General features: G+C 31.9%; 8 protein-coding genes. 5 read left to right on the top strand and 3 right to left on the bottom strand.

Annotated elements, in window-relative coordinates:
• Positions 1-127 precede the first annotated feature (127 nt).
• Entirely contained in the window at positions 128-4,591 is a 4,464-nt protein-coding gene (locus tag PMI10_RS05220; protein ID WP_007805333.1) for a translocation/assembly module TamB domain-containing protein, read from the bottom strand.
• Positions 4,592-4,818: 227 nt separating this feature from the next.
• On the opposite strand from PMI10_RS05220, the gene tsaD reads away from it, so the two are divergent.
• From tsaD to PMI10_RS05245, 5 genes are all read left to right on the top strand, one after another.
• Positions 4,819-5,841, top strand: coding sequence for a tRNA (adenosine(37)-N6)-threonylcarbamoyltransferase complex transferase subunit TsaD (gene tsaD, locus PMI10_RS05225; RefSeq protein ID WP_007805335.1), 1,023 nt, complete (start codon positions 4,819-4,821; stop codon positions 5,839-5,841).
• Positions 5,842-5,844: 3 nt separating this feature from the next.
• Entirely contained in the window at positions 5,845-6,561 is a 717-nt protein-coding gene (locus tag PMI10_RS05230) for a 16S rRNA (uracil(1498)-N(3))-methyltransferase (protein ID WP_007805336.1), read from the top strand.
• 169 nt (positions 6,562-6,730) lie between these two features.
• A complete protein-coding gene (locus tag PMI10_RS05235; RefSeq protein ID WP_007805339.1) occupies positions 6,731-7,369 on the top strand; it encodes a DUF4159 domain-containing protein in 639 nt (212 codons plus the stop codon).
• Between the two features lie 10 nt (positions 7,370-7,379).
• Positions 7,380-7,874, top strand: a complete 495-nt coding sequence (locus PMI10_RS05240) for a TrmH family RNA methyltransferase (protein WP_007805341.1) — start codon at positions 7,380-7,382, stop codon at positions 7,872-7,874.
• Positions 7,875-8,032: 158 nt separating this feature from the next.
• Complete coding sequence (locus PMI10_RS05245; protein WP_035631421.1) at positions 8,033-8,995, top strand: zinc metalloprotease; 963 nt, start codon at positions 8,033-8,035, stop codon at positions 8,993-8,995.
• 254 nt (positions 8,996-9,249) lie between these two features.
• Here the strand turns inward: PMI10_RS05245 and PMI10_RS05250 are convergent, their stop codons facing one another.
• Positions 9,250-12,615 carry a CheR family methyltransferase gene (locus PMI10_RS05250; protein ID WP_007805345.1) on the bottom strand — a complete coding sequence of 1,122 codons (3,366 nt, stop codon included), beginning with the start codon at positions 12,613-12,615 and terminating at the stop codon, positions 9,250-9,252.
• 84 nt (positions 12,616-12,699) lie between these two features.
• Positions 12,700-13,152 carry a response regulator gene (locus tag PMI10_RS05255; RefSeq protein WP_035631406.1) on the bottom strand — a complete coding sequence of 151 codons (453 nt, stop codon included), beginning with the start codon at positions 13,150-13,152 and terminating at the stop codon, positions 12,700-12,702.
• Between the last annotated feature and the right edge of the window lie 133 nt (positions 13,153-13,285).

The following is a 13,285-nucleotide window of genomic DNA, read 5'->3' on the forward strand; positions in this document are numbered from 1 at the left end:
AATTAAAAATGTAAAATTAACAATCTATAAATGAACTGTTATAATTCTCTGGATTTCAGGTTGTTTTTTATAAAAGCAAATCACTAAAATAAAAAGCATTTAAAAAACTGCTTAAACAATTACAAAATTAATAATCATCATCCGGTATTAAACCTTGGTTATTATTATTGTTTTCTTGCTGTTTTTCTTCTTCTTTTTTATCCGCATCTTTTTTATCCTTTTTTGATTCTTTTTTAGAATTCGAAAAATTTATATAATCCGGATTCAAATTAGAATCCTGCAAATCATCAGAAGAACTTTTAACTTTTTCTATTTTATGCTTTTTAAAAATTTTATTGACTAATTCACTAAAAGTATCAAAATCTACTTCATACGTAATACCGACACCTTGCGTGTAGCCAATTCCCTGACCTATATAACTAATATCATTTTCTTTATTGAACAAACGCAAATTGGCAGTCCCATCTTCATTGATTCGATATTGTACTTCTATATTTCCAACAATTGCTGATTCATTAATACCTCCAACCGGCACCCCTACTTTTCCATTAATGGTAATTTTTTCATTGATTTGAGATGAAACTGTAGCCACAACCTGACCATCTGCCTCCTGTCCTATTCTTTTATCAGCAGATATGTAATTCAGTCCTACATTTATTTTATCATTATCAGATTTAATGATCCCTCCTAACAAACTCGATGCAGTTTCTGCAAATGTTCCTGATAAATCTCCCTGACTAAAACCATCTGTACTCATGAAAGAACCTGTCGATAATAAATATAAAGCTTGTGTCTGACGAACATCCTTATCATCTAATTTATATTGGATTTCCGATTTTAAAACACTGCTTACAGATGGAAATTCAATGTCAAAATTCGGATCCGGACTAGCTAAATCCCCTTTTAACCCTATGACAACCTCTACAGGAACCTTTTTATTAAAGGAAGAATTCTCTAATAAAACTGCCGGATTTGCAATTGTTCTATAAACGGCTTCCAAATTTAGCTGTGCTTTCATTGGGTTTCCTTCCCAAATGATCGAACCTCCTTTTCTGACAGCGAATTTTTTATCAATTAATCCACCATATTTAAAATTGTAGGTTCCTTCATATGCCTGAAAATCCCCCCACATGTTAAACTTACCTAGTGTATTAATTTTAAACAGCAATGATCCATGACCTCTTCCTTTCATACCATGACCTGAATTCCGGTCCAGGATTACCTCTACTTCAGCATCGGGGGTAATATCAAAATCAAATTCTAATTCAAGACCGTTATAATTTTTTGTTTTTTCGATGATACCATTAGCCAAATTATATTTTTCCTTTGGTGTCACAAAATGAATAAAACTATTTTCCCCTACACTCTGCACATTATTAATAGGTATTTTTATCTCTGTACCTTTCTCTGATTTGGCATCTACTTTAATAAACAACCCTTCCGTTGGTCCTTTTATACTTGCCGTACCATTGATAAAAGCGGTTCCAAAATAAGCAGCATCTTCGCTATCTTTCGTATCTAATGCCAATAATCGTTTTGAGGTTATCGTTAGGTCTAATTTCCAATCTCCAAAATTTTTATGTTCTATACTTCCATTCAACAAACCTTTTGTTTTAAACTTTGTATCTGTTAATTGATTGTTTCTGAACAAAAACTTTTCATCTGTCAAATCGATAACGGTACGATCGTTTAATTCATAATCTGTATTAAGATAAGTAACCGTCATACCCGCTTTTTCTACATAAAGCCTTCCATTGATTTCCGGTTTTTTAAGGTTTCCTGCTATTGCAGCATTTCCTGATGCAGTTCCTCTTATATTTGACAATACATTACCTCCAATAGTTCCTAAAGTTGCCAAATTAAAACCATCAAGTTTTAAGTTTAAGTCTAAAATTGTTTCTTTATTTTGAATTGCGAAACTTCCTTCAGCTTTAAAAGATTCAGTAAAACCATTTTCTATAGAAGAATTTATCGTGAATTTTTTAAATGCTTCATCTCCAGCTATATCAAACTTTAAAGTCCCTAACTCAATCTTGTTTAAATTCAGATGATCAATTTCAATTGAGGCAGTTGGCTGATAGACATTTTTATTCTGTTTATAATTTATACTTCCGTTTAAATTCCCGTTTACTACAAACTTATTGTTTAAAGGTGTTATTTTATTAATATCAACATCTTCAAAATTTAGAACGACGTCTTTATAATCTGTTCCTTTTATAACACCATTTAAATCAATTTTTTGGTCCTGATGAGACAATATAATGTTGTCAATAGTGAAATTTTTAAAATCTTTATCAAAAACTACTTGATTATTGTGTTCTTCATTTTCGTTCAAATACCATAAATAGTCTTTAAATTTCATTTCGGATTTATGAATTCCAACTATATTGTTTTTATTTTTATCTATGGTATGATATAAATTCAGATTGTAGTAATCCTCACCCTTATCCCCTCCTTTAAATTCAGAACGGACAAATAGAGTGTCTTTTGAAGTAACATTTACCAGACTAAAATCCCGAACCTTATAATAAGGCGTTTTGATACTATCCAGTTCCACAAAAGCATTATATAGCGGATTTTTATTATCAATATTGATTCGGATATTATCAAATGTATTTTTAGAGGCTGTTATTTTTTGTGAATTAAATTTAAATTTGAATTCTTGTTTGTCAGAATCAATTTTACCTCTAAAAACAGTACTTGAGTCAATTTTTATATCCGGATACAACATTTCAACCACTTTATTGTATACATGGAAATTAAATTTCAAAAATTGCCCTTTTTTAACTTTATATGGTTTGTAATTCGTATAAAGACTTCCAACAGAATTCAATACTAATTTATCTAACTGATCAAATTGGAATTTACCAACTATTTTTCCATTTATAATATCCGTAGAATTGACGGTTATTGTTCGTAACCTATCTGCATCAAAACTGGAATTTATTGTAAGCTCATCAAAGGCATAAATTGCTTGTGGATTTTGATAAACGGCATCTTTTATATAAATATTACCCTGAAGGGTTTCTATAGAATTTCCTGTAACGGCGACAATAGCATTCCCTTTAAAGTAAGAAATAGAATCTTTTACTAATTTGAGTTTTCTTAAATCGGCATTTTCAACATTTAAATGAAAATCATATTTATTCTCACGTTTGCTTAAATCGACCAAACCATCAAAAGTCAAACTCAAATTAGGATCGTTTACAGAAAGCTGTCCTTTATAATAAGGCAATTTAAAATTACCGTTTACAACAATATTATTATAGGTGTAATTATTATAATCAAATTTGGCGATATCTCCTTTTACAATAGTGTTTAGATATTTCTTAGAAAAACCAACTCCGTCAACATCCAGATTTAAAGTTGTTTTACCGATATCTTTTCTGTTCAGTAAAGCGCCTATATCAAAATTATCCAAAACAATATTGCCTGAATAGGATGCCTTATCTATAAAATCAATATTATTCATATTCAATTCTACCTGACCGTTTCCTAAATCAGTAACCATTTTAAATTTAGTTTCTAAATCTGTGGTCGATACATTTGCAGTTCCTACAATATTAAATTTGCCAATTCTTTGCAATTCTTTAGGCAATTTTTTCCCTAAAACATTTGGTAACAAAACAACCAGATTATCATAACTTGAAACCAGTTTGTTAAACTTTCCATACATAGAAAATTTTTGAGATTTATTTCCTAAAAGATTTCTGAAATTAATATTCCCTACAATTCTCGAACCGTTTCTGTCACTCAATCTAAGACCATTAAAATTAAGATTATTCAGAGGCCCCTGTATTTTAGTTTTAATTTTAAAATGCTGGTTTTTACCTAATCCATTATAAAAATATCGAATATCATTTGAAGCTAGTGAAGCTGAATCTAATGTCACATTAAATCTAACTTTATCCGTAAATTCTAAAAAATCCTTGACTTTATAATTTAAAATTGCCTTTCCATAAATATTAGATCTTTTGGTCAGTATAGTTAAATCTTCAAGTTTTATTTGTTTTTTGGTATAACTAAACTTAGATATTAAGTTTGAAACATATAATCCCCTATGATCTAAAAAGGAAAATCTGTGAATATTCGTATTTATTTCAGAGCCATATAATTTGAAATCACTGATATAAGCATTTAATTTCTTAAAATCTATAATCCTTGGCGTCTTTTTATTTTCGTCAATTACAGAAAATGTCCCTTTAGAAATATAGGCATTTTTAGAAGTTAATAAAAAATGCTTTTTTGATTTGGTTGGTTTGCCCGATTCAAATAATCGTATAAACACATTGATATTATTTTCGTCTTCGTTTTTGTACGTTTTTAAATTAAAAATCAATCCCGTTAAACGAACATCCCCAAAAATTAAGTCTCCATCAATTAATCTGGTCACACTTAAAATATCAGTGGTAATAATATCTGAATAAATTAAAGTTTTTTTGTGATGGTCTAAAATCAATACTTTTTTGAGCTTAACACCTCCAAAAATATTTATTGCCACTTTATCAATACTGATATTGGTTTTAAAATCGGTATTGAGCGTTTCTGTAATATAACGGGCAATTTTAGTCTGTACAATAGGTAAAGACAAAACAATAGCAAGTACTAATAATAGTAAAATTAGCCCAATTAGGGTACGAGATACTATTTTTTTTACTTTTTTGATAACTGCTTTTATTTTAGTTTTCTTTTAAATTTATTTGAACAGGTAAAGAACAACTGTTTCTGATAAAAATTCTTTAATTTTGGCTTCTATTTTTAATCAAAGAAATTTAAAAATTTGATTTGTCAAATATAATTCAAAATTTGTGCCTTTATATGCAAAATTCAGAGGTTTTTATTCTTGCCATCGAAAGTTCATGCGATGATACTGCCGCCGCGGTTTTACATAACGATAAAGTTCTCTCAAATGTTGTAGCCAATCAGTTAATTCACAATCAATATGGTGGTGTAGTTCCTGAATTAGCTTCCAGGGCGCATCAGCAAAATATTGTTCCGGTAATTGATGCAGCACTTCGAAAGGCAAATGTACGAAAAGAACAGCTAACAGCCATTGCCTTTACCCAGGGACCCGGATTAATGGGTTCCCTTCTGGTTGGAAGTTCTTTTAGTAAATCATTATCATTAGCCCTAAATATTCCGTTAATTGCTGTTAATCACATGCATGCACATATATTGGCCCATTTTATAGACGAAGAAGGTTTTGATAAACCGGAATTTCCTTTTCTGGCCCTGACAATTAGCGGAGGACATACCCAAATTGTGAAAGTAAACGGTTTTTTTGATATGGAAATTATTGGAGAAACTACCGATGACGCCGTTGGTGAAGCTTTTGACAAAAGTGCTAAAATACTTGGACTTCCCTACCCTGGCGGACCTTTGATTGATAAATATGCCCAATTAGGAAATCCTAAAGCTTTTGCTTTTACAAAACCTAAAGTTCCCGGATTAGATTTTAGTTTCTCCGGATTAAAAACAGCAATCTTATATTTTATTCAAAAGAAAAAATTAGAGAACCCAAATTTTATTGAAGAAAACCTGAATGATATTTGTGCTTCTATTCAATATACAATTATTGAAATTTTGATGGATAAATTAAAATTAGCCGTAAAAGAAACCGGAATCAGACAAATTGCAATTGGCGGAGGAGTTTCGGCAAATTCAGGAATAAGAACGCGATTAAAAGAAAGTGAAAGCAAATACGGTTGGAAAACCTTTGTTCCAAAATTCGAATATACTACCGACAATGCTGCAATGATAGGAATTGTAGGATATCAAAAATACTTATCAAATCGTTTTGAGACTTCTGCAGTTGTTTCGAAAGCGCGAATTCAATTTTAAATTATGCAATTATTTTACAATCCGGATATAGACGAAACTACCGAAAGCTTTTCTTTTGACAAAGAAGAAAGCCGTCATATTATAAAGGTTTTACGAAAAAAAGATTCGGATATCTTACACGTTACCAATGGTTTGGGATTTTTATTTGAAACTAAAATTACTTTGGCTTCAGATAACAAATGTACCGTTCAGGTTCTTTCCGTAAAAAAAGCTGACGAACCAAAATTCCGTTTGCATTTAGCTGTAGCACCAACCAAAATGAATGATCGTTTTGAATGGTTTTTGGAAAAAGCTACCGAAATTGGTATTCAGGAAATTACACCGGTTTTTTGCGATCGATCTGAAAGAAAAGCAATTAATCCGGAACGTTTTGAGAAAATTATTCTTTCGGCAATGAAACAATCAAATGAAACATTTTTACCAAAATTAAATCAGGCAGTTTCATTTAAAGAATTCATTAAACAAAAAAATGAGGGCTTAAATTTGATTGCACATTGTGAAGAAACCGATAAAAAATCGTTGAAAGAAATTTTAAGATCAAACGAAAATGTTACAATGCTGATTGGCCCTGAAGGAGATTTTTCGGAAAAAGAAATTGCATTGGCTTTAGAAAATAATTTTCAGCCTGTAACTTTAGGGAATACTCGTTTAAGAACTGAAACTGCGGCTATTGTCGCTTGTCATAGTGTTGTTTTTTTTAATGAAATAACTAATAAATAAGCCTAGTTTTGTCATTTCGACGAATTAGTTTTATCATTTTGATGGCTTAGCTTTGTCATTTCGACGAAGGAGAAATCACACGCGGGATTCGACAAAGATTGACGACTTTCTGTGCGAAGTTTCTAGTATGATTTCTCCTTCGTCGAAATGACAAAAAAATATAAATTATATGAAAAAAATATTTCTTTTGTTTTTATTCGTTTCAGTTTCATCATTTTCCCAGGAAATTGCTTTATTAAAATATAGCGGCGGCGGTGATTGGTACGCTAATCCTACCTCATTGCCTAACTTAATCAGATTTTGTAATGCTAATATCAATACCAGAATAAAAGCTAAACCGTCTACGGTTGAACCAAGTAATCCCGATTTACTTTCATATCCTTTTGTTCATATGACCGGCCACGGAAATGTTGTTTTCAGTGACGCTGATATAAGTAACCTTAGAAATTATTTAAACGGCGGCGGTTTTTTGCATATTGATGATAATTACGGAATGGATCAATATATCCGAAAAGAAATCAAAAAAATATTCCCTAACAATAATTTAGTCGAAATTCCGGCCAATCATGCCATTTTTCAAAAACCTTTCCCTTTTCCAAACGGATTGCCAAAAATTCACGAACACGACGGTACCCGCGCACAGGCATTTGGAATTTTTATTGAAAATAAATTAGTGCTTTTATATACGTACGAATGTGATTTAGGAGATGGCTGGGAAGATCCGGAAGTACATAACGATCCTGCAAACGTCAGGGACAAAGCGTTAAAAATGGGCGCTAATATTATCAACTATATATTCACCAATTAATTTCTAAAAAGTGCAGCTTACTCACGAAGAAAACCAATTTGAAAGAAAAACATTTCCGATAACACTCGTTTGCGATCATATTTACTTTCAACAAAATATTGGTTCCCTTTTTAGGATTAGTGAAGCTTTTGGAGTCGAAAACATCATCTTTTTAGGAAAAGATATTCCGCTTACTCCCCGTAAAATAAACAAAACATCAAGAAGTACCCACCTTTATGTACCTCATCAGATAATCGAAGAAACATCTGAATTAATTACTTATTTGCTGGAAAATAAGTTTGAAATTATTGCCTTAGAAATTACAAACAACAGCAAACCTCTAAAAGAAATCATAATTCCTGAAAATAAAAAAATTGCAGTTTTAATTGGTAGTGAAATTAACGGGGTTTCTGATGAACTTTTAAAAATTTCGAACCAAATTGTTCATATAAACATGTTTGGAAAGAACAGTAGCATGAATGTTTCGCAGGCTACAAGTGTTATTTTGTACGAATTAACTTCTTAAATTATTTTTTATTTTTTTGTAAGAACTAGACTATACAAGGGATTGTTAAATTTATGCTAATAAATTGTTTAAAAAATTTGTTCAGGTGTTTTTTTTGTTATAAAATTGCATTAATGTTAACGAATAAACAATTTTATAACAAAAAAACCCCTATTATTATGAAAAAAGTTCTTTTATCTGCAGTGGCCGCACTGTTACTGTTTTCTTGTCAAAATGACCAAACAGCTGAATCTACAGATTCAAACATGAGTGCAATTACCCATCGCAGATGTGCCTCTCAGGAAGTTTTAGAAGCACAATTAAAAGCTGACCCTATGTTGGCTATCAGAATGAATGAAATCGAAGCTTTTACTTCAAAACAACTTCTTAATGGTTTTACTGGCCGTTTAGTAAATGGAAAAGTCGAAATTCCTGTTGTCGTAAATGTTTTATACAAAACTACTGCACAAAACATTTCGACTGCTCAAATTCAATCTCAAATTGATGTCTTAAACAAAGATTTCAATGCCTTAAATTCAGACTACAACAGTGTACCGGCATTATTTGCAGGTGTGAAAGCTAATGTAGGAATCACTTTTGTTTTAGATCAGGTAATTAGAAAATCTACAACAAAAAGTTCTTGGGGTACAAATGATGCTATGAAAAAAACTGCTCAGGGTGGTTTGGCACCAACTTCTCCTACAACAAAACTAAACTTATGGTCTTGTGTTATTGGTGGCGATATCTTAGGTTATGCTCAATTTCCTGGTGGAGCTTCTGCAACTGATGGAGTTGTAATTGACTACAGATTTTTCGGATTATCCGGTTCAGCAAATGCACCATTTAACTTAGGAAGAACAGGAACTCACGAAGTAGGTCACTGGATGAATTTACGTCATATTTGGGGAGATGCAACTTGCGGAAGCGATTTAGTATCTGATACTCCAACTCATAACGATCCTAATTTTGGTGTACCGGCTTACCCACATTACAGTACATGTTCCGGAACTCCTGTAGAAATGACAATGAACTACATGGACTATACTGATGATAATGCAATGTACATGTTTACAACAGGTCAGAAAAACAGAATGGCTGCCATTTTTGTTTCTGGAGGAGCAAGAGCTGCTTTTGGAATCTAAAAAGTAAAAAGTTTAAAAAAAATAAATGCCCTCTAAAAATATTTTTAGAGGGCATTTTAAATTTGGTTATAAAACCTATTATTTATATTTGGAAATTATTTAACGATTGCTTTTTTATTGTTTTATGAATATATTTTGTCCGGCATTTAAATACGATATTTAGAATTAATCCTCTCAGCCAAAACGAATTAAAATAGTATTTACTTTTTTGGCACCCACATATTGGCTCTGTTTTTCTAATAATGAAACATGTTTCACATCGGCAATATAATATGAAATTCTGCCCCAATATTTTCTTCTGCTTTGGAAAAAATAATTCCCAGATGATTTTCTACAATTTTTTTACCAATCGATAGTCCAATACCAGTACCCATATACACTTCATTACTGTGAAGCCTTTGAAAAATTGTAAAAATCTTATTTTCATACTCTTTATTAAAACCTATACCATTATCTTTAATTATTATCTCACAATAATCAAATCTGGTATCTAAAACAGGATAATTTTTAACTTGTTTTAAGGTAAGTTTTTTTGAACTTATCTGCACTTTAGGAACTGAACCATCATTTTTATAAAACTTTAGCGAATTGCTTATCAAATTATAAAAAAGCTGATTCATTTGCAGCGGAATGGCATTAATAATTGGCAATTGCCCAACTTTTATTTCAAACTTATGTTCATGAATCAACAGCTCAAAATCAATGAGAATATTTTCTATGACCACATTTAAATCTGTAGCTACAAATTGCCTGTCCGGATTATTAAGAGAGGAATAAGCCAGTAAGTCTTTGATAAGCGTGTTCATCCTAATGGACGATTTGCTGATTTTTTCAAGTAAAACAAGTGCCTCCTCAGAAATATTTTCTTCCATTCCTAAAAGCCTGCTTATAAACATTAATATCTTGCGCAATGGTTCCTGCAAATCATGACTTGCTATATATGCATACTCTTGTAATTGAACATTGGCAACATTCAAATTCTTGAGAGAACTTTCAAGCTCTTCATTAGCTATTAACAAATCTAAAGTACGTTCCTCAACTTTGGCTTCAAAACCATCTGACAATACCTGCAATCTCTTTTCAATAATTCTCCGTTCCGTAATATCTTCAATAGCGAGCAGAATCAATTGTTTTTTACTGGTTTCATTGGTTACTTGCCTGACATTTAGCAACATGATACTTTCACCATAAGGTAAAAGATTTACAGATATTTGATAATCATCAAGCTGTGTTTTTTCCACAAGTACTTTTTCAAGCATTGCACGCATGGGAAGATTGTCAAAAAGATGATTTTGGATTTCATAAATGAGCTTGCCTGCAGCTTCCTCTTTTGCAATATTATATTTTTTAGAAAATGCCCTATTAATGTTTTTTATTCTCAGCATGCTATCCAGGACTACAATAGGTTCCCTAAGAGTAGCCACAATAGCCTCTGTATAATTTTTTGAAATATTAATCTCTTGCTGCTTGTTTAAAAGTTCCTGGTTAATTTGCAAAAGTTCTTCGTTACTGGATTGTAATTCTTCTTTAGAAGTTTCCAGCTCTTCATTAAGACTTTGCAATTCCTCACTGCCGCTCAATAATTCTTCATTAGCACTCTGCAGTTCTTCGTTAGATGCTTCATGCTCTTCGCTAATAGCATTTACGTCATCGTGTATTTTGGCTAATTCTTTTTCAAGTTGTGCAATCCTTCTTAAATTTACGTCGTCGCGTATTTCTTCAGCTGTAAACCCATTTGTGGGCACATTTTCTTTTCTAATAATGCTTTTGTAAAACAATACTAAAAAATAAGGATCAGAGGTATCCTCCAATGGTTGTACTTCAATGGTGATTTCACTTATGCTTCCTTTATTTTTAATCTGAATGCCTTCTTTTATTATTGATGATCCTGTTTCCCTGGTTTTGTGCCAGGCATTTCGCAGTTCAAAAGCGAGTCCTTCGCGAGCCATTTTGAGCAGATTAAATGTAGGTTTTCCAGACGAAAGCTCAATAAATTCTGCAATAGTTCCATTTATATGTACAATATCCATTTGTTCATTTACAATGACACTCGCCGGCGTATATTTTGAAAGCAGTAGTGATTCTGCACTTTTTCTAAAATCCTCTTTGATAATTTCTTTTCTTTGAATATCAGTTTTAAAACTTTTTAATTTGTCATTAGCTCCCAAACCTGAATGTACAAATCTTCCGGAAGCCATTTTTCGGGTATATATTTTTCCTGCTTTATCAAATGGCTGAAAAAATTCAGCAGCCGGAACAGCAGTTTCCGATTTCCCTAAAAGTAAAAATCCATTTTCTTTTAAGGCGTAATGAAATGTAGTTAATGCCTTTTTTTGCAAAAATGAATCCATATAAATGAATACATTCCTACAGGTAATTAAATCCATTTTAGCAAATGGCGGATCTGTCAAAAAATTATGAACAGCAAAAATGCACAAATCCCTAATTTGTCTTTTTATTTTATACCCGTTTATATTTGGAGTAAAATATTTGGTAAGAATAGTTTCGGAAACATTCCGCATTTGAGACTTTCTATAAAAACCGATTCTTGCTTTTGCAATTGCTACTTCTGAAATATCGGAGGCAAAAATCTGAATTTCTTTTCCTTCAAGGTTCTCTCCTAAAAATTCATGAAGAGCAATGGCTAAAGTATAAGCTTCTTCGCCGGTAGAGCAGCCTGCAATCCAAATACGTATTGAGTTTCCTTCTGTTACCCTGTTGGTCAGTAGCGGGAAAATTTTTTCTTTCATTATCTGAAAAATTTTGATATCCCTAAAAAATTCCGTTACAGGTATAAGCAGGTCGTTAAATAAATCTTCAGATGCTAATTTATCTCCTCGCAAAATTTTAAGATAATCCCTAAGACTGATAATTTTGTTCAATGTCATTCTTCTGGCAATACGCCGGCGTATCGTAGTTTGTTTATAATAGGTGAAATCAACCCCGCTATGATGACGTAAAATTTTAATAATTTCCTGAAATACCGCTTCATCATCTGATTCATTTTCTTCAGCTGCAAGAGCTTCCGCTTTTGAAAACTCAATCAATTTCTCTACTATTTTTGCTGGCGACATTACATAATCAACAACTCCGGCATTAATAGCATTTTGCGGCATTTCATTATTAGCAGCATCAATATCCTGGGCAAAAGTAATACCTCCGTGTTTTTTAATTGCTCTTAGGCCAATTGTCCCGTCAGATCCATTTCCTGAAAGCAATATACCGTATGCCAAGTCAAGATGAACTTCGGCCAATGAAGTAAAAAAAATATCTATTGCCTGATTTTTTGTGTCTTTTATACGGGGGCTTAATTTTAGAACTCCATCAAAAGAGGTCAGCATTTTATTTTCCGGAATGACGTAAATATTATTTGGGGCTAAATGAATATCATCCGTGATTTCATTAATTGGTATTTTAGCGACACGGGAAAGAAGTTCTGTGAGTATGCTATCGTGCATTGGATGTAAATGCTGCACAATGACATACGCCATTTGGGAATCATTAGGAATCGCATCAATAAACTGGCTAAAAGCTTCAAGTCCGCCTGCTGAAGCTCCTATACCTACTATAGGAAAATCTTGTCTGGTAGCCGTAGGCAGAACGTTTTTTTGGGTATGCATGATTTCTAATATTAATTATATTGGGTAGTATGCAAGGAGTATAAATCAATGCAAAACAGTACAGTTATTAAATTCTTTAAAAACCTAGATCGTAATTATAAAAGATTCTAATGCTGAATGTTTCAACTTTTCTTTCCAATCCATTTCGATAACCTTCCTTAATAATTTCTTTAAATCATCAAAATCAACAGGTTTAACAATATAGGCATTGGCACCTAATCCAAAAGTGTTTTTTATACCTTCTTCAGATGCTGAAGTAGAATAGATTGCTATAACCGGAATGTCTTTAAACAGAACATCTTCTCTAATTTGCTGCAAAGTTTCAAAACCGGACATTATCGGCATATTAAGATCTAAAAAAATGATGTCCGGGACAAAAAGATTTTTATCATAAAGACGATTTAAAAGTTCCAAACCATTTTTACAAAATTCAACAGGGAAATTAAGGTGAATATCTTCTATTGCATAAGCAAAAAAATCTCTGTCGTCCTGATCGTCATCAGTGAGTAAAATCCTTATATTCTCTTTATTATCCATTAGTTTTTCATCATTTACTTCAAATGTACGCTTTAATAAACAGCAAGAGATCAATTATAGTGATTTACTTATTAATTTAACTCGTTGGTTAGAATTGATTGAAACTCTTATTTGATATAAATCAAAAAGTATA

It is taken from the genome of Flavobacterium sp. CF136 (genome assembly GCF_000282055.1).
Lineage (GTDB): Bacteria > Bacteroidota > Bacteroidia > Flavobacteriales > Flavobacteriaceae > Flavobacterium.

Coding starts and splice junctions, on each gene's coding strand:
- PMI10_RS05245 (WP_035631421.1), top strand. CDS start 8,033: ATGAAAAAAGTTCTTTTATCTGCAGTGGCCGCACTGTTACTGTTTTCT.
- PMI10_RS05230 (WP_007805336.1), top strand. CDS start 5,845: ATGCAATTATTTTACAATCCGGATATAGACGAAACTACCGAAAGCTTT.
- tsaD (WP_007805335.1), top strand. CDS start 4,819: ATGCAAAATTCAGAGGTTTTTATTCTTGCCATCGAAAGTTCATGCGAT.
- PMI10_RS05235 (WP_007805339.1), top strand. CDS start 6,731: ATGAAAAAAATATTTCTTTTGTTTTTATTCGTTTCAGTTTCATCATTT.
- PMI10_RS05250 (WP_007805345.1), bottom strand. CDS start 12,615: ATGCATACCCAAAAAAACGTTCTGCCTACGGCTACCAGACAAGATTTT.
- PMI10_RS05255 (WP_035631406.1), bottom strand. CDS start 13,152: ATGGATAATAAAGAGAATATAAGGATTTTACTCACTGATGACGATCAG.